Here is a 24,015-nt window from a genome sequence, read left to right as displayed (position 1 = left end):
CGTTTTTTCCACCTTCTCGAGCACCATACCCTTCCTGTCCTTACTACCGAACCAATTTTGGCGGACAGTGCCATTCACTGTTCGCTTATTTTTTTAAAAAAGTGAAATTACCCTCTCTAATGTGTTGAAAAATATCTTTGTTACACAAAATACTTAGGAGAGGAGACATGAAATGGAATTTTTTCTACTTACACTTTTATTGCTCGCTGTTATCGGCTTGTCTAGTTTCATCCATCATTTTATGCCATACATACCAGTGCCGCTGGTTCAAATTGCACTAGGGGTTTTACTTGCGGCACTTCCAATAGGAATTCATATCCCAATGGAGCCGGAATTGTTCTTCGTTTTATTTATCGCTCCCCTGCTTTTTCATGATGGAAAAAATGTTTCACGGCACGCATTATGGAAATTACGAAAACCAATCCTATTGCTAGCTCTTGGGCTTGTGTTTGTTACCGTATTCGCAATTGGATACTTAATCTATTGGCTCATCCCGTCGATACCATTGCCTGCTGCTTTTGCGTTAGCGGCCATCCTTTCTCCTACTGATGTCGTTGCCGTGAGTGCCATTTCAAGCAGGGTAAAGATACCGCAAACAATTATGCATGTCCTTGAAGGGGAAGGGCTAATGAATGATGCTTCCGGTTTAGTAGCGTTTAAATTTGCAGTAGCCGCCACTGTGACGGGTGTTTTTTCATTGGCTGAGGCAAGCTGGAGCTTTTTAGTTATTTCCATTGGAGGTTTAGTAGGTGGTGCCATTCTTGCCGTCCTTATTATCCAATTGAAAATCTTTATTCGACGGCTCGGGATGGAGGATGTAACGATTCACATGCTCATCCAACTCCTCACCCCTTTTGTGATTTTTTACCTGGTTGAGCATTTCCATCTCTCCGGCATTTTATCTGTCGTAGCAGCAGGAATTGTTCATACCATCTATCGCGATCGTGACCAATCCCCTGCAATGCAATTGCAAGTGGTTTCTCAAAGTACCTGGACCGTACTTATCTATATTCTGAACGGATTGGTATTTGTGCTGCTGGGCTTACAAATACCAAGTGTCATTAGTGAAATTTTTCAAGACCCATTGTTTAATAATTGGGAAGTGAGTAAGTATATTTTCATCATTTCTGCTTCACTTTTCGTCCTTCGCTTCTTGTGGATCGGGGCTGCCTGGCATTGGGGCTGGCTGAAAAAGCAAATCCAAATGCCTTCGATGAGAGCGATTGGCATCATTACGATTTCAGGTGTACGAGGGGCTGTTACACTAGCCGGTGCATTTACGATTCCCTATGTACTCGAGGATGGAAGTCCCTTTCCTCAGCGCTCGTTATTCATCTTTATTGCTGCTGGGGTAATACTTGTAACACTTGTAGCAGCGAGCACTTTCTTGCCGATTCTCGCCAAGCCGGATAAAGGAAATACGGATAAACTTAAGGAGGAAATGGAACAGGTTGCTATGCTCCGGACAATTGACTCCGCGATTCGTTCGATTCGGGAATTGATGAATGATGAAAATCGTGGAGCGGCTGTCTCCGTTATTTCAGCATACACTCAAATTCGGAATCGCCTAACTAATGTAAGTGATGAAAACTCCGAGCGACTGAAATTAGTAGAAAATGAAATTCGGATGAAGGCCCTTGATGCCGAAGCCAACTACATCGAAAAATTGAAAAAAGAGGGACAAATTGACCGTGAAATGACTTATATGTCTGAAGAACATATCCATCGGATGAGGCTCGCTGTTACAAACCGAATCCACTACCGTAGATTATTTATTTGGACCTTGGTTAAAAGAAGTTTGTACCAGGTTGTTCATCTTTTTCTGCCAAATAACAAAGAACGGCTTAAACATCGCCAAGCACAAATTAAAAAGATCATCCGACTAAAAGTAAACATGGCGAAAGCAGCTATTCAGTATTTGAAGAATCAAATGACTTCTGAAAATGCCAATATTTATTTAGTCATTATCGGAGAATATAGCGAATTGATCATGAAATTAAAACTAGCCAAAAAAGGCGCAGATTCTACTCACTACACACAATTACAAAGAGAATTACGAGTGAAAGCCTTTCAAGCAGAAAGAGATGAAATTCAGAACTTGTACGAAGAAGGTGAAATCACTATTGATGTCACCCGGAAAATTCGTAAGCAGATTAATATACGGGAAGCTTATTGGATGGAAGAAAGTAGTTTGCATTCTCATTAACGGTACAGAACATTTGCTAAGACGGCAGGAACCATATCCCTGCCGCCTCTTTATCTTAATATAAAAACCTTAGCAAATTCGATATCATATATTCTAGTGCTTTTCGGTATTGGTATTACAATTAGGAATATTTATTTATTGTTTTTTACGGCTTTTCCGCCTAACAGATGTCCCCCGTATCTAGGAAGAATCATATCCTTCGTATAAACATCCACTTGATGAAGTGTTTCAACGATTGTCGGCATATCCAATGCCTTTACAAGTTTATTAATTGCTTGAACACCCGCATCTGCATGTGCTTCTCTTTCTTCGGGTGTTTTTAATAGCGGTGTAGCCATATGATCAGATGGTTCATCAAAGTAAGAACCCACTGCGCCGGATTGATAAGCGTATTTTCCCAATGTATTACCAGGATTCTTACCCATCCCTGCTAACATATGTTGAACATCATAAGTAACAGAATGAGATTCAGGTACATTCAATGGCACATCTTCTATTCTGCCTAAAACTTTATAAGCACCGATGGTCATATCATGAAATGCATCCATCAGATTGAAATTAGTTGCCTCTGCTGCTTTTAATACATCCATATACAAAGCAGGCACTTTTGTTTCGTCAAAGAAATCGCGAACCATGCCGCTTACTGTCAAATAAGCTGGACCATGACTGGTGATATAAATTTGTCGTCTAAAGCCTTGTTTTAGTAGTGACTTTGCAATCTTATCTAAATAAGCCATTCCGTCTTTTACACTCATTTGAATTGTTCCGCGGCCAACAATCGTTCCGCCTGCAAAGAAATAAGGTAAGTTGTGCAAAACAAGCCCATCTGATTCTTCAGCCATTTTTAATGCAAGAGCTTCCGCTAAAACGGTTTCCGAATCCAGCGGTAAAGCTCCATGAGTTTCCGTTACTCCAACTGGAACATATATAATATCATTTCGATCTAAATATTCTTCGACTTCCCCATTTGTCATTTTTGAAAGGAATCTAGTACGCATATGAACCTCTCCTCTCCTGCAATTTCATTTTAATGAGCTTTCACCATTAAGAAATCTCCTTATTAAGACGCTCTTCTTAATTTTAATGCTGCATACATTTCATTTGTTCTCTTTGAATTTAGGTTATAGATTAAAGCTACGCCGATTATCATGATAACGAAGGCAATGATTGGCATACCAGTGTACATTTTTAATACGCCTTCTGCTACTGCAGGTGATTGAGATTTTGCTCCAGCAACGAAACCAACCCAACCTAAAGCGTAACTTCCGATAGCAGAACCTAATCCCATTCCTACTTTACGAGCAAAGGAATAGAGGGAATAAAGTGTTCCTTCGTAATGTTTTCCTGTTTGAAGTTCTGCAAAGTCAATACAATCTGTTACAAGAGCCCACACAACCATAACGAAAACAGATGAACCGATTGTAGCAAGGTTATATAAAACCATGAACATGTATACATTTTCAAATGTAACCAATGTCATTAAAGAGGACGCAACTAAACTGAAGATGGATGTGACAATAACTAAATTTCGTTTATTAAACTTTACAACCAGTTTAGGAACGATAGCGAATAACACGAGCGTAACACCAATGCTAATGAATGAGTTAATAGCAAAAGCACCTGGCATATGATAACGTTCTGCAAAAACAATTGGAGCTAATTGGCTTACACCATTTATCATAAGAAGCGAGCCAATTGATGCAACCATCATACCGATTAACGGTCTATTTTTAATTGCTACTGTAAATGCATCCTTAAAACTATAATCGGATTTTGTTCCTCCCGGTTGATCATCATGAATACGTTCTGTTGATAATTTTACAAGTCCTGTATAAGCTAATACTGATAAAATACTAAACACAATGGCAATCTGGAAGAATGCTTCTGGAATGACAGATCCAGATTTATCATAGATAAACATGGGAACAAAGGATAAGAATCCAAGTCCAACAACCATACCCCCAATAGCACGAGCACGAGATAATTTTGTGCGTTCAACAGGATCATTTGTAATAACAGATGCAAGTGAACCATAAGGGATGGAATCGGCTGTGTACGCAACACAGAAGAATAAATAAACGAATACTACCCAAACATGAGTGGCTGTAGTACCCAAACTAGATACATCAGCAAAAGCTAATAAACAAGAAGCTGCTAATATCCATTTAGAAATATTAATATAAGGTAAGAATTTATCGCCAGATTTCCCTAATTTCCAACGGTCTGGAATCGTGCCCATAATCACATTACAAATGGCATCAAAGAATTTACCTAATAAAAACATAGTTCCCATAAAGTAAGGGCTTACACCTAATACATAGGTACAAAACATTAAGAAAAATCCGCCTATAAATAAGTTAACGAAACTTCCCCCAATATCTCCTAGCGCATATCCAACTTGGTCTCTTGCTCCAAACTTCTTCATGTGTAACCCTCCCCTGAATTTTTTCTTTTTTTGTAAACGCTTTATCTGGTACGTGATTAGTATACATCGAATCGCAATTACACTTTTGCACTATAATTGCATGTTTTTATAGTATAATTGCATGAATTTTTAAACAAATGAAGAGATAAAATAATGCAGCTAGAATAAGAAGGGCAAAATAAATAGGTGCATGATTTCTCATGCACCAACTAAAAGATCACATACGTCTCTTCATTTATTGAGGTTTCTTCCTCTTCTTTTTAAACTCTACAGGAGTTACTCCTTCTATCTCTTTGAAAAATTTAGAAAAATACTGAGGGTTGCTGAACCCCACCATATATGCAATTTCAGTCATCGAAAGATTTGAAAATAGGATCAGCTCTTTTGCTTCTCTTATTCTTCTCAGATTTCGATAATTACTGATAGTGATTCCTTTTTCTTTCTTAAAGGTACGCATTAAATGTGAAGGATGAACATGTAATTTCTCTGCCATTTCCTCCATGGAAATGTCCTCCGAAAAGTTCATCTCTATATAGTTCTCTGCTTTCTCTACAATGGTTAAGTTGTCACTTTTCGATTTTCGGATGGTAGGGTCGGAATACTCTGTTACCATATTTAAATGTATTTTTTCTAGTTCAGCAAAGGTTTCGGCATGCTCGATCATAATTGCATATTTTTCTGATATAAAGTGGCTTTGCCACGGACTTAATCCGCCCTTTTCAGCCACATAGCTATAAAGGGTATTGTGTGATAATAGAATATTTTTATAAGATCGGACTTTATCATTTGGGACTCTGTTAAGAATCTTTAATTGATCATCTCTAAATTGCAGAGACGCGTCTCTTTGATATTCGGCTACCAAATCTCGATCAGCATGTTGAATTCCGGAGAGTAATTTTTCCCTTAGCTTATGGAGAGTTTCAATATATTCAGGCGTAAGCCCATTTCGATTTATGTGCGAATTTGGAGTATCTGCTTGCGGTTGTTCCTTCATTTCAAGTCCCTGCCTTATGCATTTTGCCTTAAGTCCTATTATATTATCTTTTAGGACCTACTGCATTTGATTCTAGAGGCCGCACCTATTATTTATAATTAGTATATCTAAGGAGGCTTTTTATAGAGGATCTAGAGAAGACTCTACTGACGACTTTCTTTCCCTCTTTTTAAATTACCACAATTAACACGATAAATCCTTTTCTGTAACCGACTGAACCATAGCTTTTTGACAATTTGTAAAAATTGGACATAGTTTATTTTCTCCAGTACATCCTAAAAAGAAGAACCTTGTGGACGGAGGATGAAAAACTTGAACATCGATGATATCATCATTGCACGGGATAAAATGAAGGGAATTGTCCATATGACACCCCTTGATTATTCCAAAACATTTAGTCAGCTCGCTCATAATGAAGTCTATTTAAAGCTTGAGAACCTTCAAAAAACAGGCTCCTTTAAAGTAAGGGGCTCTTACAATAAGCTTAATTCACTTTCAAAGGAAGAACTAACAAAGGGAGTAATCGCTGCTTCTGCTGGAAACCATGCTCAAGGAGTAGCGTATTCAAGTCAAATGCTCGGCGTACCATGCAAAATTGTGATGCCTAAAGGCGCTCCACTTAGTAAAATCCTAGCCACAAAACAATATGGCGCTGAAGTAATTTTAGAGGGTGCCACATTCGATGATGCTCTCTCCTATGCATTAAAACTGAAAGATCAACTCGATGCGACCTTTATTCATGCTTTTGACGATGAGGCTATCATGACAGGACAAGGTACGGTCGGGTTAGAAATCCTCGACCAGCTTCCAGATGTTGAGGCGGTTATTTGCCCAATTGGCGGCGGCGGACTGATTGCTGGAGTTGCTATGGCAGTAAAGGAAAAAAATCCTCATATATCTGTTTATGGTGTTCAAGCCCTTGCCTGCCCAAGTATGAAGCAGTCCTTGTTTGAAAATAAACCTGTAATGGTTGACTCCACACCCACAATGGCTGATGGGATCGCGGTTAAAAAACCAGGGCTGAAGCCCTTTGAAATCGTTCAAAAATACGTTGATGATGTTTTTTGTGTCGATGAAATGGAAATTGCCAGGACCATGCTAATGGTTTTGGAGAGGAATAAGCTTTTAGTTGAGGGGTCGGGCGCCGTCTCACTTACTTCCTTACTTTATGAAAAATTGAATATTAAGGAGAAAAAAGTGGTTGCTGTATTAAGCGGCGGAAATGTAGATATGAATTTTATTTCAAGAATTATCGAACGCGGTTTAGTTGAATCTGGAAGGTATGCGAATTTTACGATTACCTTAAAAGACAAACCTGGTGAACTGCAACGAGTCTTAAGCTCGATAACCGATTTGGATGCGAACGTTCAATCTGTTAATCTCCATCGGATTGGCAAAGATATTTATCCCGGCTATGCCCAAATTGAGATTTCAGTCGAGACAAAAAATCACGATCATATTGAACAGCTGCATAAAGTTCTTACCGAGAAAAACTATCATGTGGAAATGGGGAATTACTAGGTGCTAGGCTTTATACCTAGCCCTTTTCATTCTTAGACACTATAATAACTTCTTAACAAATTCAGATTTTAAGCTCATCGCGCCAAAACCATCAATTTTACAATCAATATTATGATCTCCATCAACTAAACGGATGTTTTTAACCTTTGTACCTGCTTTCAAAACAGATGAACTTCCTTTTACTTTTAGGTCTTTGATGACTGTGATAGAGTCCCCATCGGTTAAAACATTTCCATTAGAATCTTTAACAATTTTTTGAACTTCATTTTCTGATTCTACTTCTAAATTCCATTCATGAGCACATTCTGGGCAAACAAAAAGGCTTCCATCCTCGTACGTGTATTCGGAATTACATTTTGGGCAATTTGGTAAATTAGACATAAGTTCATTTCCTCCATTCATCCCTGTTATTCTAATACATCAAAAGAGGGTTTCTAGTCTAGGCGGTTATTATTGATTTCAAAACACTTTCAAAAAAAAGAGTGCCTGACACCAATTCGGCGATGACCGAATTGGTGTCAGGCACCATTCACTTTTCCTATTCTAAATTGCTATGTCGGCCGAAAGCTAGCGTGTGATCCACTTCGTTAAGCTGGCTGAAAAGCAGGCATAAGGTATCAAATAGAATATGAGCACATTGATCGAATAAAGAACCAAGCGGCTGGATCGTTTTCAACTCATTCTCGCGGCGGTATTTTGTCGCTGCGGGTACATGAAGAATCTGCGTTGCCGCCATAGCTAATGGAGACTCTGGATTTGTGGTTACAGCCATTACCGAACAACCAAGTGAATGCGTTTTTTCAGCCGTCCAAACCACATTTTTCGTTGTACCTGAACCTGAGATCGCCACTAAAAGGTCACCTTCAGCAATGGACGGAGTGATGGTTTCCCCTACAACAAAGACCGTTGCTCCCAAATGCATTAAGCGCATCGCAAATGATTTTGCCATTAACCCGGACCGTCCTTCTCCAATGACAAAAATCCGCTTGGCTTTTTGCAATTGAACCGCTAACTCTTGAAGCTGCTCCTCTTCCACTTGGCTAAGGACCGTTTCCACTTCTTTTAATATAGTAGGAATAATGACTAACATGTTCTATTTCCCTCCGTTTGTAAAATAAGTTGTTTAAATTGTGCCGCTGACGCTGACGGATTATCCGCTTTCGTAATAGCAGAGCCAATAATCACAACGGCTAGGTTTAAAGACCCTACGAGGTCTTCGATCGAATCTAGGGTAATCCCACCAGCTGCCGCTACCTGAAATTCTGAAAAATCACTTGGCTTTGTTCCGTGATTTTGACTGCCTAATTCCTCTTGTTGGTCCTTACTCACGTGCTCGCAAAATATGGCGTCCTTATATTTCCGTAAGTCTCTTTTTTGTTGATCAGACGTATTTAACAGATCAATCATGACCTTTTTTTGATAACGATTGGCTACTTCCATGCAGGTATCAATTGTTACAAGGGGAGAAACTCCCATGACGGTAGCAATATCAGCCCCAGCATCAAAACACAGTTCAAATTCATAACGGGCATTATCAATCGTTTTTATATCGGCAACAATCTCTTTATTTGGAAATGCTTGTTTCATCTCTTTTATGCTGGCCACACCGAATTCTTTGATTAGTGAAGTACCCACCTCAATCCAATCAATGGAATCCTCTACTTTCTTTGTTAACTCGATGGCTTCTGCTATTTCCATCCGATCCAAAGCAAGTTGTATTTTCATAATCAAACTCCTCTACATGGGGTTTAGATAAATCGGTTTACTAAATCGGTTTATGAATTGATTATACTTCATTTGTAAGCGTTTTTCAATGAACAAAGTGTGCCTGAACCAGTTTTGGTGTCAGGCACTAATGAATCCTTTTACAGCATCTTGCTTGGAAAAACAAACACTTCAGGAGGTGCTTGTTCTTTATTAATCTGTTGGAATAACAGTTCGGCCGCCTTTTTTCCCATATCTGTTGCCGGCTGAATGATGAAGGAAATGGGAGCCTCTAGCATGTTGGAGAATGGGATATTATCAAATACAATCAACTCAAGCTCTTTCCCAAGCTTAATTCCCTTTTCTTTTAAAAACTCCCCCACCGCCATAAATACACGATCATTGGCAGCAAAGAGAGCCGTTGGCTTAACCTTTAATGAAAAGAGCTGTTCTAGTTTGCTTTTCATTTCCGAGATACTTGATTCGATAATGAAATCTGAATTTACCTCTAATCCTGCATCTGTTAAGGCCTTTTTATATCCTGCCAATCGATCGATTCGAGTACTAACCGATAGCGGCTGCACCACAAAGGCAATATTCTTGTGACCCTTCGCTATGAAATGCTGCAAGGCCTTGTAAGTGGAATCGGTATTATCCGTAATTACTGAAAACACATCAAGATTCTCGACTCTTCTATCTATAAACACAACAGGATAGCCTTGACGCACCATGGTTTTATATAAATCATTATTTTGTCCAGTAGGAAAAATGATCAGACCATCTACCTGCTTTGCTCTCAACATTTCAATATATTTCTTCTCTTTTTCGGGATCATCATCCGCGTTACAGATGATGGCATGCAAATCATGTTGATGACAAAAATCCTCAATGGCACGGCTAATTTCAGTTGAAAAATAATGCATAATATTGGCAACAATGATTCCAACCATAGAGGTTCGCTTTTGCTTTAGACTTCTTGCGATAAAATTGGGCTGGTAGCCAAGTTCTTCAATCGCTTCTTCAATTTTAAGCTTGGTTTTTTCCCCCATATATTCAAACCGTTTATTTAAGTATTGAGAAACGGTACTTTTTGACACGCCTGCCGCTTTTGCTACATCGGCCATTGTTACTTTTTCCATGCCTATCTTCCTCTTTCCTCTTGGTTCACTGACTTCATTTTAGCGGCAAATCTACTAATTTTCCAGTAATGATCGATTCAAAGTCGCCCACATGTAAACAAAGGAGGATGACCCCCTAAATGACAAAGCACTTGTTTATAACCAAGTACTCGCCACTTATGGTCATCCTCCCCTTATACTTACCGAGCTGACTGGACTTCTTCCATTAACTTCCTTGCATTCTCGGTTATCAACCTTAGATACTCATCGGTTAATGCTTTTTTCGAATCAACCAACGAACTTCCGACACCCACAGCAACCGCTCCAGCACGGATATAATCCTTGGCATTTTCCATATCAATCCCGCCTGTCGGCATTAACGGAATATGCGGCAGTGGACCCGCTAGATTTTTAAAATATCCAGGGCCTACGCTTCCTGCAGGGAATACTTTAATCACATCGGCACCATACTCATAGGCAGTTAGAATTTCGGTTGCGGTAAATGCACCAGGGACACTAATGACCCCATACCGTTTCGTCATCTCGATCGTTTCCTTCCGAACAGTCGGTGAAAAAACAAACTTTGCTCCCGACAAAATGGCTGCACGGGCAGTCTCAGCGTCCAAAACCGTTCCGGCCCCTACAAAAATCTCATCACCAAACACATCCGCCGCTTTTTCAATTATCGCTAATGCTTTTGGGGTTTCCATCGTAATTTCCAGAGCAGTAACTCCGCCTTCTTTTAGGGCATGAGCCATTGGAATGATGGTTTCCATATTAGCCCCTCGAATGACCGCAACAACCGCCCGTTTTTTGATTTCTTCTACTCCCATTTTAAAAACTCCTCTTCTCTCTATTATGTTATATACAATTAGTAACAGCCTTGGAGAAATCCCAAAGCTGTTGACAGTTTTTTATGCACTCATATTTACATCAGATGGTTTGTTTCTTTCCTTTTTTGCAGCTTTTACCGCCCAAATTGTTAATATAGCGGAAAGGAATAAAGATCCTGCCATAAAGATATATGAAGCACCGAATCCACCTGTAGAATCATTTAAATATCCTACGATATAGGAACCAACAAACGATCCTAATGCACCCATGCTGTTAATAAGGGCCATCGCGCCGCCAGCCACGTTACGAGGGAGGATTTCAGGAATGATCGCAAAGAATGGACCATATGGAGCATACATCGCACCACCGGCAATGACTAATAAGACAAATGAAATCCAGAAATGGTCCGTTCCAATGGCATAAGAGGCATAAAATGCGACTGCACCAATTAATAGGAATGGCCAAACAAAGGCGTTTCGGTTCAATGTTTTATCAGAGAAATAAGAAGCTACTAACATAAGAATAATGGCTAAAATATAAGGTACAGAAGACAACCAGCCTGTTTTTACAATATCCATATTTGGCGCTGCTTTAATAATAGAAGGAAGCCACATGACAAACCCATATACACCAATGCTCCAAAGGAAATATTGAGCACTTAACAAAATAACTGGTTTTGATTTAAAGGCTTCGCCGTAATTTTTTACCGGCTTGATACCTTCTTGTTCTTTTGCTAATTGTTGTTCAAAATCATTCTTTTCTTGTTCGGTTAACCATTTTGCATCTCTTGGTTTGTCATTTACAACTTTCCACCAAATAAATGCCCAAATAACGGCAGGAAGACCTTCGGCAATAAACATCCATCTCCAGCCCACAGAGTTAACTAAATAACCAGAAACAATTGACATCCATAACACGGTTGCAGGGTTTCCTAAGATTAAGAACGTATTCGCACGAGAACGCTCTGCTTTCGTAAACCAGTTACTTAAGAGTACAAGCATGGACGGCATTACCGCACTTTCCACTACCCCTAGGGCAAAGCGAATCACAAATAATAATTTAATATTGGTGATCATCCCTGTAAAAGAAGCTAATAACCCCCAAGCAATCAATGACCAGAAAATAAGGACTTTTGCACTCTTTTTCTCTGCAAAAGCGGCTCCAGGCACTTGGAAAAAGAAATAACCTAAGAAGAATAGCGACCCAAGTAAGGAAGAAGTACCCGCTGTAATGTGAAGGTCCTCAGCCAATCCTGAAGCAGCACCGAACCCATAGTTAGCACGGTCAAGGTAGGCAAGACTGTAAGTGATAAAAGCAATTGGAATCAGACGTAACCATCGTTGTTTGGCAATCGTTTGTTTCATGTTATTTCACTCCCTCTAAGTTATTTTCTATATATTTTGCTAACTCATCTTTGGTTGGATAGCCATCGTTATCACCAGGTGATTGAACCGCTAACGAACCAATTGCATTTCCCCTAGAAACCGCATCATGAACGCGGAGACCTTCGAGTAATCCACTGATTACCCCAACTGCAAAGCCATCGCCCGCACCAACGGTATCAACCACCGTTTCGACATGAAAACCGCGAACGGTTCCTTCTTCGGTTGCTGTTTTATAAAATGCTCCCTCTGCACCAAGCTTTATGACAACAAGCTCGACACCTTTTTTCAAGTAAAAGGAAGCGATTTCACGAGGTTCCTTAAAGCCGGTTAAGATTTCACCCTCAGCGATTCCCGGTAACACGTAATCAGCTAGGAACGCGGCTTCATTAATTTCCTTCACCATTTCTTCTTGTGATGCCCAAAGAGTTGGCCTTAAATTCGGGTCAAAGGAAACCTTTTTGCCATTCTTTTTCATAAACGATAGAGCATGTCTTGCAAAGGCTCTGGCGCTTTCCGAGAGGGCTAATGGAATTCCTGTCATATGCAAGTGCCTTGCATTTTGAAAATAATCTACATTGAAATCCTTACTATTTAGATGGCTCGCTGCCGAACCCTTGCGAAAATATTGAACCTCTGGGTCGCCTTCTAATACCATTGACTTCAATTGAAATCCAGTCGGATAATTTTTGTCGATCAACACATGGTCAATGTCAACGTTTTCATTTTTGAGCCTTTCGATTATAAATCTTCCAAACGCATCATTTCCGACTTTGCTTGCCCAACCAGAGCGGAGACCAAGCCTGGCAAGCCCAATTGCCACATTGGTTTCTGCACCGGCAAGCTCCCGGGTAAATTGGCCAACTTCGTGTAAGGAACCCGGATGATTAGCCATAAACATTGCCATCGCTTCTCCAAATGTAATCACATCTAACTGTTGCATGATAAAGCCTCACTTTCTGTTATCATCTGAATAAACTCTTTTGTTTTCTCCTTTGGTTCGATAGGAAACTCAAGCGCCTTTGCGATTTCAGATGGTAAACTATTCATAACCTTCTCCCAGCTGTGACTCCCATCTTTTTGAAGAGGCACAGTGATGAACTCGCCATGATCATCTTCTACCTGTTTCAAATGCAGATAATGGACATATGGTGAAAGCTTGCTTAATGCATCGTCCACATCCTGACCGGAATAGTACCAGTTCCCTGCGTCAAATGTCATTTTTACTGGTGTGTCCTGCTCGGAGGCGCTTTCAAAAAAGGACGTTAATTGGTTGATATTCCCGCCATGAAGCGTCTGGTCATTTTCAACTAGCAATTGAATTCCTTGGTAATGGTTCAAAAAGGTATTGAGCTCCCTGACATTTGATTGACCTTTATGGAAATGCCCTAGTGATACTTTTATCCATTTAGCTCCAAGTGCTATTCCTTCGTGAAAGATCTCGTTTAATTCCTTTTCATTTAAACCGTGATCTTTTTTCCATAATTCAATCGGAGCCGAGTACACGGTAAAAAGTTGATATTGTTCTATTTCTTTTCTAATGCTATCTAGTGGTGGATCTTGGTCCGACAATAATTCACGGCGAATTTCAATTCCAAAAGCACCGGACTCGGCAATGTGCCTAACGAATGAAGTTTGCCCCTTCTTCAACACTTCAAATCTATCATAAGCATTTAACGGGACAATTACATTTTCCATAACGAAGACCCCTTTTTAAAAAGTAATTCTGATAAATCGTTTTAGTAAATCGATTTAGTAAATCGATTTATTCATATTATAATCCCAATGAAAGCGTTTTTGCAAGAAAAACTTTTTTTATTTAATTGATAATACTTTGTGGTGCCTGACACCTTAAAAAATAGATAATCCACTCTGGTGCCTGACACCATAAAATGGATTCAAATTACTTTGAGGAAAATGTAGAAAAGGTAAAAGGTATGGAACCCCTAAGTTTGGAATCCAAAAAAAAAGACCCCATATAGGAGTTAGAGACCGAAGCTTTTCAACTTCGACTTGTCGATAGATTTTTCTAGTTTCATTTCTACCTTTTCATGTTCTTTACGAGTACGAAAGACTCCGGCACCCTGTTCCATATCTCGTTGGATCAGGCGTTTGATATATGTCGCAAAGTGAATGTACTGGTTACAATGTTCTAGAAGCTCTCTTTCATAAGGGTCATCGAGGTTGAAAGGGACGGACTTGATCTTTCGATTCAGTTCATTCATCAACAAAGACCGCTTTCCCCATAGAATAAAATCCGAAAGCATTGGCATATTGCGGACTGTATGCTTTGTGTCCGTTTGCCCGGTAGAAGACGGGTCTGATTAGCTTGATATTACTAAAATGCTCTTTAATATATGGCAGAAGATATTCAGCAATTCCTCCGCAAAGATAGGTCGGTTCGTATAAGTTCCACTTGCCCCGAAGTTCCGCCAGGATGGCTACTGCCATTTGTTTTTCTGTCATTTCCATGTCTGTTTCAGCACCGAAAGCAAGGGTCCCGCTTTTCCTGTCAATAAAGTAGCCATCTTCCACTCTTAAATAGTTGAAGGTACCACTTCCGGCGTCGATGATGTTCGCGATGTCCTCCGGCCTGTCTTCCATGCTGAAGTATGCCCCAGATCCTTCAGGAGCGACTTTTACTTCCTCGATGTAAAACGTCTTCCTAACATTGTTCACCGTGATCGTGTGTTCCCCTTTCAGCATGTTCTCCATACTTTCCCTGTCTTTATTCACCATACCACGGATCGGCTGCCCAATCACTACACAGTTCCCTTCCGTTTTACCATACTGATGAACTGCCACCAGTACCCTGATCTTTGTTTCTTCGTGCGCCTTCGAAATATCTCTCGGCTCTCTTATTGCATGACATTCCCGCCAGGCGATATTCCCCACAAACAGCTTCTCGTCCCCGTACTCGACGATGTAGTCGCCGGCTTCCATTTGGCTGCTATCTGTATTCACCAAATGAAGATGGCGGTAAGGTCCAATTGTTGACCTAAACTTAAACACCTCGTCCCTCGTTCTTCCTTTTACCTCGAATGCGCCGGCATCAATTGCTATTACCCATTTGTGATTCATTTATCCTACCCCTTTTAACAATATTGTGAAAGTGCACCTATGTCATACAACTAATCTTTTTTCAAACTTAGTATATGAGTGGAGGCCCAAATGTGACACACACAAGTCATACAATACTGTTTATTGGAAAAAAGAAAAAACAATAAAGCAGGATATCCCTCAATCATAAAATGCTTAGATTCTTACAGCTTTGAAATACCGAAAAGGAATCTTAAAACTTAAAATTTTAACATAATCTTCCTATATAACGTGCAAAAAGCAGTGTGATTCATCTGAGCAACACACCGCTTTTATCGTTTTTTCTATATTCGCTTTTTCCTATGCAGGGGTACCTAAAAGAGAACGGCTTACCCTCAATAATGGAAGCTTTCGTTTGAGGTGCTTCTGATTAAATTACATTAGAAATCGCAGGTAAAGGAGATCATTGTACTCCTATGAAACCCGCTCCCGCCTTTTTTCATGATTGACGGGCATCATAGTGCTTCTATGGTTACCGTTCCATCTTTTTTTCACTGCTGACGGGCATCATAGTGCTCCTATGGTTACCGTTCCGACCTTTTTTCACGGCTGACGGGCACCATAGAGTTCCTATGGTTACTGTTCCAACCGTTTTTCGCTGCTGACGGGCATAATTGAGCTCCTTTTGGCGCCCGTTCCGATCGCGAAAGCCAGTTTGGTGCACAAAGAATAACACCTTCTCTTTATGGAATTAATAAAATTTTTCCCATGCTTTTTCGGTTTTCTAGATAACGGTGTGCTTCTTTTCCATCGTGCAACGGGAAGACTGTTGGTTCGGAAACTATTAATTTGCCCTCCTCTATCCACCGAAACAGCTCATTTGAACGAGCTATTCGTTCTTCTCGGGACGTCAGCACATTCCATAAGTCTCCGCCTGTCAGAGTTTTCGATGTATCCATAAGCATCCTTGGGTCAACCAATGCTGGGTCGCCCCCTGCCATTCCGTAAAATACGACCGTTCCACCGGTGCGAGTAACCTCAAAGCTATCTTGAAGAGTAGAACCTACTGATTCGTAGACCACGTCTACCCCTTTGCCATTCGTCTCCTCGAGTACTTGTTCCTTCCAGTCATCCTTGCATAAAAAGACTTGATCCGCACCCGCTTCTACTGCTGCAGCTCTTTTTTCAAAGGAAGAAGTTAAGCCAATTGCCGTGCCTCCAAGTAATTTTACAATTTGAACAAGAAGCTGCCCCACACCGCCTGCTGCAGCATGTACCAACACGGTATCATTCTTTTTCACCGCATAGCTATCCTTCGTTAAATAATGAGCCGTTAATCCTTGAAGCAATACGGATGCCGCTTCTGCAAATGAAATGGTGTCAGGCACTGGTATAGCTTTTTCAACTGGAACGGCTACTAGCTCGGCATTTGCATAAGGTACATCGGCAAATGCCATCCGGTCGCCAATGCTGATACCATGGACATCGGAACCCGTCTTTGCTACGATTCCAGCCCCTTCATACCCTAAGATATAGGGTGGCTCTCCGGCTAGATGATAGTTTCCTTTTCTTCTATATATATCGGCAAAATTCAGACCAATTGCTTTCATGCTTAGCAGTATTTCGTCCGAACCAATCACAGGTTCCGCTATATCACCATATTCGAGGACTTCCGGGCCGCCAAATGTTTTGAACATAAGTGCTTTCAAATGAATTACCTCATCTTATTTAATTTTTTATGACTCGCTTATATTAAATAAGATCGTGAAAGGTAATGCAAATAATCGTTACCGTTATTTCTAATTTTCCGCGCTCAGGGCCACAATTACTTCCCAATCGAGTGCTTGGCTTATTATAGTTGAAAATAAACTTCAAAGGGTTCGATGTCTTCAATAACAAGAAGATTACATTAATATGTTGACATTCAAGGGATAAAGATAATAAATGAAATAGAATAGCGTTAGGTATAATTCACATCCACTTTTAGTGGAAAAGGAGACATTATCTATGGATAGAAACAAATTTTCAGCAATTGCCCATCGAAACCATGCTTTTAGTAATCCAATCAGCGCGGCAAAAATTATGAAGATGCTCGGAATTGTATCGCCTAAAGCATCAGATAAGGTGATTGATATTGGGGCTGGTAAATGCGAATTGTTAATTCGGTTGGTGGAAAACTTCCAGGGTACCGCCACTGCAATAGAATTGTACAACGGGTCCATTGAGGAAGCAAAGCGGAATGCTAGTAATAGAATTCCTGAAGGCAGTATTGAGTTTATCGTAAAAGATGCCAGCACGGCGATCGAGAGATGTGAGCCAGACGGGTATGATTTTGGGATTTGTATCGGATCTACCCATGCCTTGGGCGGAATGGAACCTACACTTAAAACACTAAAACGTCTTGTAAAGAAAAATGGCCACATTTTAATAGGTGAAGGCTATTGGAAGCAGACTCCCAGTCCTGAGTATTTAGAGGCGCTTGGCGGTACAGACGAGTCGGAATGTAAAAGCCATGCGGATACCGTTAAGGCTGGGGAAGAATTAGGTTTAATCCCACTTTGGTCTTATGTTGCTAATGATGATGACTGGGATGATTACGAATGGCTTTATTCGATGTCAGTCGAGAATTATTGTCTTGAAAATCCAGATGATCCCGATTGTGAAGCGATGCTGCAGCGAATTCGTACATGGCGCCGGACCTATTTGACATGGGGCAGAGATACCTTAGGATTTGGTTTGTATTTGTATCGAAATAACTAATAGGAAAAATAGAGCAATACCAAGGCTTCATCCACATTTAATCAAACGTTTGATTAATTTTTTCAGGTAAATTTTCTGCTCTTTTTAATCAATCGTTTGATTAGTTTTTTTTCATAAAAAATTACTTACCTCATAAAAACCTTATACACCAAGGCCTCAGACCCTTTTAATCAATCGTTTGATTAGTTTATCAAGAAAAATCCTTTACCCTAAAAATCCATATACACCAAGGCCTCATCCCGTTCCAATCAAACGTTTGATTAGTATCACCCCACCTCTGACATTAGACATTTTATTATCATTTCTGTTATACTATAATAGTTACCTAAGGTAATTATTACTCTAACTAACCATTTAACAAGGAGTGTTTCAAATAAATACTTCTCAAAAATTTTTCCACCAATTACTGATGTTGTACCGTCCGTTTGAGAATAAACTAAATTTCCATCTCGCCGAGCATAATCTCCACAGAGCGCAATGGTCGATTTTTTACTACTTATTCAATAATGGCTCGGCAACGCTAGTGGAACTCTCTCATTATTTATATGTAGAGAAGCCCACTGTCACCCGGACCATGAACCGCTTGGAAGAATTGGGCTATGTCGAGCAGGTTCCGAGCAATGATAAACGTGAAAAAAGAACACAGCTGACAGAGCTTGGGAGAAAAGTATATACGGAAGTCCGTGTGACGATTGATCAGTATGAAACGGACATTTTAAAAGGCATCTCAGAGCATGAACAGCTCGAGGCCATCCGCATTATGGGGGAAATTCGTAAAAATATTATTAAATAAGGGGTTTTAAAAAGTGACTCAACCTAGAGCTAAACTGTGGACAAAGGATTTCACTATTGTTTCTGCGGTCAATTTTTTCGTAACTTTAGTCTTTTATTTATTAATCGTAATCATCGGTGTTTATGCAGTCGATGAATTTGGTGCTTCTACAAGTCAAGCAGGGCTTGTAACAGGAATATTTATTGTCGGGTCTTTAATTGGCCGGTTATTGATTGGCCGATTTATTGAGTCAATTGGCCGAAAGAAAACGTTATTCATTGGTATCATTTTATTTATTTTGACGCTTCTTTTGTATTTTGTGAACTTCGGGATTACCTTCCTGCTTATTACCCGCTTACTCCATGGGATTGCAGGGGGAATGGTCGGGACAGCCACTGGAACGATTGTGGCTCAGATTATCCCGGCTGCTCGAAAAGCGGAAGGGATTGGCTACTTCAGCATGAGTGCAACACTCGCTACCGCTATCGGGCCATTCATCGGACTTTATATGACCCAACATACAGATTTCCAAATGATTTTTATATTCTCCCTTGTTTTAGGGGTAATTAGTTTGATCACTGCATTCTTCGTCGATGTGCCTCCATTAGTTGTATCTGTAAAAACATCTGAAGTAAAAGGATTTAAGCTTTCCAACTATATTGAGCCAAAGGCACTGCCCATCGCTGTCATTACACTGGTAGTCGCTTTTTGTTATTCCAGCGTTCTTTCTTTTATTAACTTCTATGCGATCGAAATCGACTTAGTTAGTACGGCGAGTTTCTTCTTCCTAGTCTATTCTATCGCAGTATTGTTATCACGCCCGATCACAGGCCGCTTAATGGACCTGAAGGGTGCAAACTATATAATGTATCCGGGCTTTGTCCTTTTAGCAGCCGGCTTGTTTCTATTAAGTTCAGCAAGTATTAGCATCACTTTATTGGTAGCAGGTGTTCTAATTGGCCTAGGTTTCGGTAACATGCAGTCAAGCACCCAGGCAGTGGCCGTTAAAGTAACTCCCCCCCATCGGATGGGTTTGGCGACATCGACCTTCTTTATCTTTCTTGATGCAGGACTTGGATTCGGTCCATATATCCTTGGATTCATTATTCCATTAACCGGCTTTAGGAGCCTGTATGTAATCTTAGGTATTGCCGCTCTGGCAACCTCAATTCTTTACTACTTTCTGCACGACAAGAAAGAACGTTCTGGAAGGACGATTATGACTGGACCAACCCCCGACCCTAATTGATTACAGGTAACCGGCCGATCGAAGGCACGCATAAAACCGGTTTATAGCCAATATGATAATCATAACAATCCTAATTAAAGGGGTCGGTAGATATGATAATTTTTAATAAAATTGCATTATCATTTGTTGTCTTTTTTTCCTTCAGTATTATCATAAATACTTATTTGGGAGAAAAGGAACGGGTCCAATCTAATGTTATTTACTTTGTTATGAACGGTTTTGCTTATATTGTATCTGCCTTAGAAGTTGAAAAGGATAAACTGAGTTTAGAAACGGCAGAAATATAGTGTGAATTTCAAATAAAGTTCCAATTGCCCTTGAACCAAAGGGAATATTCTGATATATTTACTATCAATTAAATATTTTCTTACTTCACGTTTTTTGAAGTGAGGATAGAGGCGCAAAGACCATTAGTACACAATATGAGGATAATGAGGTCCAATGATGATTGTAAAAAGGGGAATTTGCCGAAGCTTCAATGAATCTCATTGGTCTTGAAGCTGGTTCTGCTATTGAAAAAATACAGAACTGTCATATAGGAAACTATATGGAGGGCTATCTTACGCACGGGAACTTATTTTTTTTATGTTTCTACTGCAACAGCGAACCCTCGCTGTTGCTTTTTTGCGTTAAATTATGAATGGCCTTACCCACCTCTAAATTTTAAAAAAATTTTAATTAAAGGGTGAGAAATGATGAATTTTGGCCAAGTTTTAACCGCTATGGTTACACCATTTGATCAAAATGGTGAAGTAGATTTTAACGCGACTAGAACACTTGTTGATTATTTAATTGAAAATGGTACCGATGGAATCGTAGTTGCTGGTACAACCGGAGAATCTCCTACATTAACAACGGAAGAAAAAGTCGCTTTATTTAAATTTGTTGTCGACGCTGTCAATGGAAGAGTTCCGGTTATCGCTGGAACTGGCTCAAATAACACGAGAGCTTCCATCAGCTTAACAAAGCTGGCTGAAGAAACAGGAGTCGATGGGATTATGCTTGTTGCTCCTTATTACAACAAACCATCCCAAGAAGGCATGTATCAGCACTTCAAATCGATTGCTGAATCTACACCATTACCGATTATGCTTTATAATATCCCCGGCCGAAGTGTGGTCAACCTGTCGGTAGAGACCATTGTTCGACTTTCACAGATTCAGAATATTGTCGCCTTAAAAGAAGCAAGCGGTAACTTAGATGCTATGGCTGAAATTATTAGCCAAGCACCAAGTGATTTTACCCTTTATAGTGGTGATGATGGCTTAGCATTACCGGTTTTAGCCATTGGTGGAGCTGGAGTGGTTTCCGTTGCTTCCCATGTCATTGGTAATGAAATACAAGAAATGATTAATCATTTTAAAAATGGGAATGTCCAAGATGCAGCTAGTGCCCATCGCCGTCTTCTCCCGATTATGAAAGCATTATTTGCGGCACCAAACCCAGCACCGGTAAAAGCCGCATTGAATATGAATGGAGTGAACGTTGGAGGTCTTCGCCTGCCATTGCTCCCGTTAACCACCGAAGAGCAAAGAACACTACAAGGTGTTCTACCAGCGAGCAATGTTAAAGTATTAATCTAAATACCGATAAAAATAGCTGCCAAACTCCGTAAAAAACCGGGTATTTGGCAGTTTTTTTGTGATCGACAAAAGTTTCACCTCTCTCCTTCCGATAAAGTAAATTCAAAAGGGCATACTATTCTTATTTACTTGGAATAAGGAGGATATTAACTTGCGAACTAATGATAATAAATTATCTATTTTCGCCTTAGGCGGCATAAATGAAATCGGTAAAAATATGTATGTGGTTCAGTACGCAGATGATATTTTTATTATTGACTGCGGTGGTAAGTTTCCAGACGAAAGTTTATTAGGAATTGATTTGATTATCCCCGATATTACTTACTTAGAAGAAAATCAGGAGAAAATCCGCGCTCTAATTGTGACCCATGGGCACGAAGATCATATTGGCGGTATTCCTTATATCTTAAGAAAATTGAATATCCCTATCTACGCTACCCATTTTACACTTGGTCTAATTGAATTAAAGATTGATGAGCATCGTCTCCATGGAAACACCAAACTCATGACGATTGATTCTAATTCAAAACTTGAGTTTGGAGAAACCACTGTATCCTTTTTCAGAGTAAGTCATAGTGTTCCTGATTGTCTCGGTATTGTCTTTCATACACCTGAGGGTAATGTCGTTCATACCGGGGATTTCAAGTTTGACTTAACGCCTGTGAATAATCAACATTCAGATATTCATAAAATGGCCGATATCGGTCAGCAAGGTGTCTTAGTTTTAATATCTGAAAGTACCAATGCTGAGCGTAAGGGGCTAACACCGTCCGAGCAAATGATTGGTGACAATTTGGATGAGGCCTTCATGAAAGCTGACGGGAAAATATTTATCTCTACTTTTGCATCAAATGTGAATCGGGTTCAACAGGTGGTTGCCGCGGCGATAAAGGCCAATCGAAAGATCGCTCTTCTTGGCCGGAGTATGGTCAATGTGGTCTCTGTTGCGATTGAACGTGGTTATTTAACTATTCCCGATGGGATGATCATCGAACCACGTGAAGTCGATCGACTTTCTCCTGAAAAGGTGGTTATCCTTTGTACGGGTAGTCAAGGAGAGCCAATGGCTGCCCTTTCTCGTCTAGCGAGCGGAAACTTTCGTGATGTCTCCGTTTATCCCGGAGACACGGTTATCTTAGCCGCATCTCCAATACCAGGAAATGAAAAGGACGTTTCTCGGATCATTGACAATTTATTTCAACTGGGCGCCAAAGTTATTTATGGATCCGGAAGTACAACGGGTATGCATGTTTCCGGACATGGCTATCAGGAAGACTTAAAACTCATGCTTACCTTAATGAAACCAACCTATTTTATTCCAATCCACGGTGAATATCGAATGCTGCATCACCACCGGTTGTTAGCCGAGTCCGTTGGAGTAGAAAAGGGAAATACCTTCATTATCAAAAATGGTGATGTCGTCGATGTTGAAAACCAGGTGGCCCGTCAGACTCGGTCGATTCCAGCCGGAGATACGTATGTGGACGGGATGGGCGTTGGCGATGTCGGGGACATTGTGTTACGAGACCGTAAACAGCTTTCTGAGGATGGTATGCTCGTAATTGTGATAACCATTAGTAAAGGTGACCGAAGGATTATATCCGGACCAGACACCATTACACGTGGTTTCGTGTACGCAAGAAATTCGGATGAACTTCTAAAAGAGATTAACCGCCTTGCTAAGAAAACCATTAATGACCTGCAAAGCGAGAATATCCGGCAATGGAATGTAATCAAACAAAACATAAAAAAATCAGTCGGACAATATGTATTCACACAAACAAAGAGAAAGCCAATGATCCTTCCTATTATTATTGAAATTTAAAAGGTGTCAGGCACCATGTGAAAATTTCACATGGTGCCTGACACCTCATTTTTTAACCTGTTGGTAATTTTATTCTATCTAAGATGGTTGTCAGGTAAGTTCTGACTGTGCTAATTTTTGTCTTTCTCTCGGCTAGCGGTTGGAACTCTTCGATGTTCTGTTCGTTTTGGTTTGAGTCTTCATCGATTAGTTCGGGGCAGTATATTCGCTGTCCATTGATGATGCTGCGAATCGATCCTGCTAATTCCTCACTCGGGCTATCCTTCAATAAATACCCGCTTACATCCGCTTGTAAGGCCCTCCCATAATACCCACTCCTGGCAAAGGTTGTTAGGATTATAACCTTACAACCAAATGCCTTTAAAGACTCAGCTGCCTCAAGACCGCTCATTTCAGGCATCTCAATATCCATGATACAAACATCCGGCTGCAACCGGTGCACAAGTGCAAGGGCCTCTTCCCCATTGCTCGCCTGCCCGACTACTTCCATATCCTCTTCCAAATTGAGGAGAGAACCAATTGCCCCTAGCAGCATTTCCTGATCCTCAGCAATAACAATTCGAATCATATAAGTTCCCTCCTTATCTGTCAGCTGTTATGTAA

Annotated in this window: 24 protein-coding genes and 1 riboswitch; of the genes, 8 read left to right on the top strand and 16 right to left on the bottom strand. The window is 40.3% G+C overall.

Annotation, left to right across the window (positions count from 1 at the left end; translation table 11 throughout):
• Positions 1-172: 172 nt before the first annotated feature.
• Positions 173-2,206 carry a Na+/H+ antiporter gene (locus tag J7E67_RS18040; protein ID WP_214717586.1) on the top strand — a complete coding sequence of 678 codons (2,034 nt, stop codon included), beginning with the start codon at positions 173-175 and terminating at the stop codon, positions 2,204-2,206.
• Positions 2,207-2,337: 131 nt separating this feature from the next.
• On the opposite strand, the gene J7E67_RS18035 is transcribed toward J7E67_RS18040, so the two are convergent.
• From J7E67_RS18035 to J7E67_RS18025, 3 genes are all read right to left on the bottom strand, one after another.
• Positions 2,338-3,204, bottom strand: coding sequence for a creatininase family protein (locus tag J7E67_RS18035; protein WP_214717588.1), 867 nt, complete (start codon positions 3,202-3,204; stop codon positions 2,338-2,340).
• A 62-nt stretch (positions 3,205-3,266) separates the two neighbouring features.
• Positions 3,267-4,631, bottom strand: a complete 1,365-nt coding sequence (locus J7E67_RS18030) for an MFS transporter (RefSeq protein WP_214717595.1) — start codon at positions 4,629-4,631, stop codon at positions 3,267-3,269.
• A 235-nt stretch (positions 4,632-4,866) separates the two neighbouring features.
• Complete coding sequence (locus tag J7E67_RS18025) at positions 4,867-5,625, bottom strand: helix-turn-helix domain-containing protein (RefSeq protein ID WP_214717597.1); 759 nt, start codon at positions 5,623-5,625, stop codon at positions 4,867-4,869.
• Between the two features lie 348 nt (positions 5,626-5,973).
• Between J7E67_RS18025 and ilvA the strand changes: the two genes are divergently transcribed.
• Positions 5,974-7,146: a threonine ammonia-lyase gene (gene ilvA / locus J7E67_RS18020; RefSeq protein WP_251026857.1), complete on the top strand. Its 1,173-nt coding sequence runs from the start codon at positions 5,974-5,976 to the stop codon at positions 7,144-7,146.
• 39 nt (positions 7,147-7,185) lie between these two features.
• Here ilvA and J7E67_RS18015 read toward each other — a convergent pair whose 3' ends face one another.
• The 12 genes from J7E67_RS18015 to J7E67_RS17960 form a co-directional block, all read right to left on the bottom strand.
• Positions 7,186-7,527 carry a zinc ribbon domain-containing protein YjdM gene (locus J7E67_RS18015; RefSeq protein WP_214717610.1) on the bottom strand — a complete coding sequence of 114 codons (342 nt, stop codon included), beginning with the start codon at positions 7,525-7,527 and terminating at the stop codon, positions 7,186-7,188.
• A 157-nt stretch (positions 7,528-7,684) separates the two neighbouring features.
• Positions 7,685-8,236 carry a 6-phospho-3-hexuloisomerase gene (gene hxlB, locus J7E67_RS18010; protein ID WP_214717611.1) on the bottom strand — a complete coding sequence of 184 codons (552 nt, stop codon included), beginning with the start codon at positions 8,234-8,236 and terminating at the stop codon, positions 7,685-7,687.
• Positions 8,230-8,871 (bottom strand): 3-hexulose-6-phosphate synthase, encoded by a 642-nt coding sequence (gene hxlA, locus J7E67_RS18005; protein WP_214717613.1) that lies wholly within the window; start codon positions 8,869-8,871, stop codon positions 8,230-8,232. The genes hxlB and hxlA overlap by 7 nt, the downstream gene beginning before the upstream one ends.
• Positions 8,872-9,011: 140 nt before the next feature.
• Positions 9,012-9,989, bottom strand: coding sequence for a LacI family DNA-binding transcriptional regulator (locus tag J7E67_RS18000; protein ID WP_214717615.1), 978 nt, complete (start codon positions 9,987-9,989; stop codon positions 9,012-9,014).
• Between the two features lie 179 nt (positions 9,990-10,168).
• Positions 10,169-10,801, bottom strand: coding sequence for a bifunctional 4-hydroxy-2-oxoglutarate aldolase/2-dehydro-3-deoxy-phosphogluconate aldolase (locus tag J7E67_RS17995; RefSeq protein WP_214717617.1), 633 nt, complete (start codon positions 10,799-10,801; stop codon positions 10,169-10,171).
• Between the two features lie 81 nt (positions 10,802-10,882).
• Complete coding sequence (locus tag J7E67_RS17990; RefSeq protein WP_214717619.1) at positions 10,883-12,166, bottom strand: MFS transporter; 1,284 nt, start codon at positions 12,164-12,166, stop codon at positions 10,883-10,885.
• Position 12,167: 1 nt separating this feature from the next.
• Positions 12,168-13,127 carry a sugar kinase gene (locus J7E67_RS17985; protein ID WP_214732552.1) on the bottom strand — a complete coding sequence of 320 codons (960 nt, stop codon included), beginning with the start codon at positions 13,125-13,127 and terminating at the stop codon, positions 12,168-12,170.
• Complete coding sequence (locus J7E67_RS17980) at positions 13,115-13,882, bottom strand: sugar phosphate isomerase/epimerase family protein (protein ID WP_214717624.1); 768 nt, start codon at positions 13,880-13,882, stop codon at positions 13,115-13,117. The genes J7E67_RS17985 and J7E67_RS17980 overlap by 13 nt, the downstream gene beginning before the upstream one ends.
• 287 nt (positions 13,883-14,169) lie before the next feature.
• A complete protein-coding gene (locus tag J7E67_RS17975; RefSeq protein WP_251026856.1) occupies positions 14,170-14,409 on the bottom strand; it encodes a hypothetical protein in 240 nt (79 codons plus the stop codon).
• Entirely contained in the window at positions 14,402-15,265 is an 864-nt protein-coding gene (locus J7E67_RS17970; RefSeq protein ID WP_214717633.1) for a ParM/StbA family protein, read from the bottom strand. Before J7E67_RS17970 ends, J7E67_RS17975 begins: the two co-directional genes overlap by 8 nt.
• A gap of 490 nt (positions 15,266-15,755) precedes the next feature.
• Positions 15,756-15,947 (bottom strand): hypothetical protein, encoded by a 192-nt coding sequence (locus J7E67_RS17965; RefSeq protein ID WP_214732550.1) that lies wholly within the window; start codon positions 15,945-15,947, stop codon positions 15,756-15,758.
• 19 nt (positions 15,948-15,966) lie between these two features.
• The gene (locus J7E67_RS17960; RefSeq protein ID WP_214732549.1) at positions 15,967-16,932 is read right to left on the bottom strand and encodes a quinone oxidoreductase family protein; all 966 of its coding nucleotides are present in this window, start codon (positions 16,930-16,932) and stop codon (positions 15,967-15,969) included.
• A 298-nt stretch (positions 16,933-17,230) separates the two neighbouring features.
• Between J7E67_RS17960 and J7E67_RS17955 the strand changes: the two genes are divergently transcribed.
• From J7E67_RS17955 to J7E67_RS17930, 6 genes are all read left to right on the top strand, one after another.
• Complete coding sequence (locus J7E67_RS17955) at positions 17,231-17,983, top strand: methyltransferase domain-containing protein (protein WP_214732548.1); 753 nt, start codon at positions 17,231-17,233, stop codon at positions 17,981-17,983.
• A gap of 373 nt (positions 17,984-18,356) precedes the next feature.
• Positions 18,357-18,776 (top strand): MarR family winged helix-turn-helix transcriptional regulator, encoded by a 420-nt coding sequence (locus J7E67_RS17950; protein WP_308160765.1) that lies wholly within the window; start codon positions 18,357-18,359, stop codon positions 18,774-18,776.
• Positions 18,777-18,789: 13 nt separating this feature from the next.
• Positions 18,790-20,004 (top strand): MFS transporter, encoded by a 1,215-nt coding sequence (locus tag J7E67_RS17945; RefSeq protein ID WP_214732547.1) that lies wholly within the window; start codon positions 18,790-18,792, stop codon positions 20,002-20,004.
• Between the two features lie 92 nt (positions 20,005-20,096).
• Entirely contained in the window at positions 20,097-20,291 is a 195-nt protein-coding gene (locus J7E67_RS17940) for a hypothetical protein (protein ID WP_088085274.1), read from the top strand.
• A gap of 98 nt (positions 20,292-20,389) precedes the next feature.
• Positions 20,390-20,570: riboswitch (Lysine riboswitch) on the top strand.
• 129 nt (positions 20,571-20,699) lie between these two features.
• Positions 20,700-21,587, top strand: coding sequence for a 4-hydroxy-tetrahydrodipicolinate synthase (dapA, locus tag J7E67_RS17935; RefSeq protein WP_214732568.1), 888 nt, complete (start codon positions 20,700-20,702; stop codon positions 21,585-21,587).
• A 217-nt stretch (positions 21,588-21,804) separates the two neighbouring features.
• Entirely contained in the window at positions 21,805-23,412 is a 1,608-nt protein-coding gene (locus tag J7E67_RS17930; protein WP_374103007.1) for a ribonuclease J, read from the top strand.
• Positions 23,413-23,464: 52 nt separating this feature from the next.
• On the opposite strand, the gene J7E67_RS17925 is transcribed toward J7E67_RS17930, so the two are convergent.
• Entirely contained in the window at positions 23,465-23,980 is a 516-nt protein-coding gene (locus tag J7E67_RS17925) for a response regulator (protein ID WP_214717644.1), read from the bottom strand.
• Between the last annotated feature and the right edge of the window lie 35 nt (positions 23,981-24,015).

The sequence above is a fragment of the Bacillus sp. ISL-46 genome (assembly GCF_018613205.1).
Note: the sequence above shows the minus strand (reverse complement) of the source record. Positions and strands in the feature narration are given on the sequence as shown.

Coding starts and splice junctions, on each gene's coding strand:
- J7E67_RS18015 (WP_214717610.1), bottom strand. CDS start 7,527: ATGTCTAATTTACCAAATTGCCCAAAATGTAATTCCGAATACACGTAC.
- J7E67_RS17955 (WP_214732548.1), top strand. CDS start 17,231: ATGGATAGAAACAAATTTTCAGCAATTGCCCATCGAAACCATGCTTTT.
- J7E67_RS17985 (WP_214732552.1), bottom strand. CDS start 13,127: ATGCAACAGTTAGATGTGATTACATTTGGAGAAGCGATGGCAATGTTT.
- J7E67_RS17925 (WP_214717644.1), bottom strand. CDS start 23,980: ATGATTCGAATTGTTATTGCTGAGGATCAGGAAATGCTGCTAGGGGCA.
- J7E67_RS18025 (WP_214717597.1), bottom strand. CDS start 5,625: ATGAAGGAACAACCGCAAGCAGATACTCCAAATTCGCACATAAATCGA.
- dapA (WP_214732568.1), top strand. CDS start 20,700: ATGAATTTTGGCCAAGTTTTAACCGCTATGGTTACACCATTTGATCAA.
- J7E67_RS17995 (WP_214717617.1), bottom strand. CDS start 10,801: ATGGGAGTAGAAGAAATCAAAAAACGGGCGGTTGTTGCGGTCATTCGA.
- J7E67_RS18000 (WP_214717615.1), bottom strand. CDS start 9,989: ATGGAAAAAGTAACAATGGCCGATGTAGCAAAAGCGGCAGGCGTGTCA.
- hxlB (WP_214717611.1), bottom strand. CDS start 8,236: ATGTTAGTCATTATTCCTACTATATTAAAAGAAGTGGAAACGGTCCTT.
- hxlA (WP_214717613.1), bottom strand. CDS start 8,871: ATGAAAATACAACTTGCTTTGGATCGGATGGAAATAGCAGAAGCCATC.
- J7E67_RS17975 (WP_251026856.1), bottom strand. CDS start 14,409: ATGAATGAACTGAATCGAAAGATCAAGTCCGTCCCTTTCAACCTCGAT.
- J7E67_RS17940 (WP_088085274.1), top strand. CDS start 20,097: ATGATAATTTTTAATAAAATTGCATTATCATTTGTTGTCTTTTTTTCC.
- J7E67_RS18030 (WP_214717595.1), bottom strand. CDS start 4,631: ATGAAGAAGTTTGGAGCAAGAGACCAAGTTGGATATGCGCTAGGAGAT.
- J7E67_RS17970 (WP_214717633.1), bottom strand. CDS start 15,265: ATGAATCACAAATGGGTAATAGCAATTGATGCCGGCGCATTCGAGGTA.
- J7E67_RS17980 (WP_214717624.1), bottom strand. CDS start 13,882: ATGGAAAATGTAATTGTCCCGTTAAATGCTTATGATAGATTTGAAGTG.
- ilvA (WP_251026857.1), top strand. CDS start 5,974: ATGAAGGGAATTGTCCATATGACACCCCTTGATTATTCCAAAACATTT.
- J7E67_RS17930 (WP_374103007.1), top strand. CDS start 21,805: ATGTATGTGGTTCAGTACGCAGATGATATTTTTATTATTGACTGCGGT.
- J7E67_RS18035 (WP_214717588.1), bottom strand. CDS start 3,204: ATGCGTACTAGATTCCTTTCAAAAATGACAAATGGGGAAGTCGAAGAA.
- J7E67_RS18040 (WP_214717586.1), top strand. CDS start 173: ATGGAATTTTTTCTACTTACACTTTTATTGCTCGCTGTTATCGGCTTG.
- J7E67_RS17990 (WP_214717619.1), bottom strand. CDS start 12,166: ATGAAACAAACGATTGCCAAACAACGATGGTTACGTCTGATTCCAATT.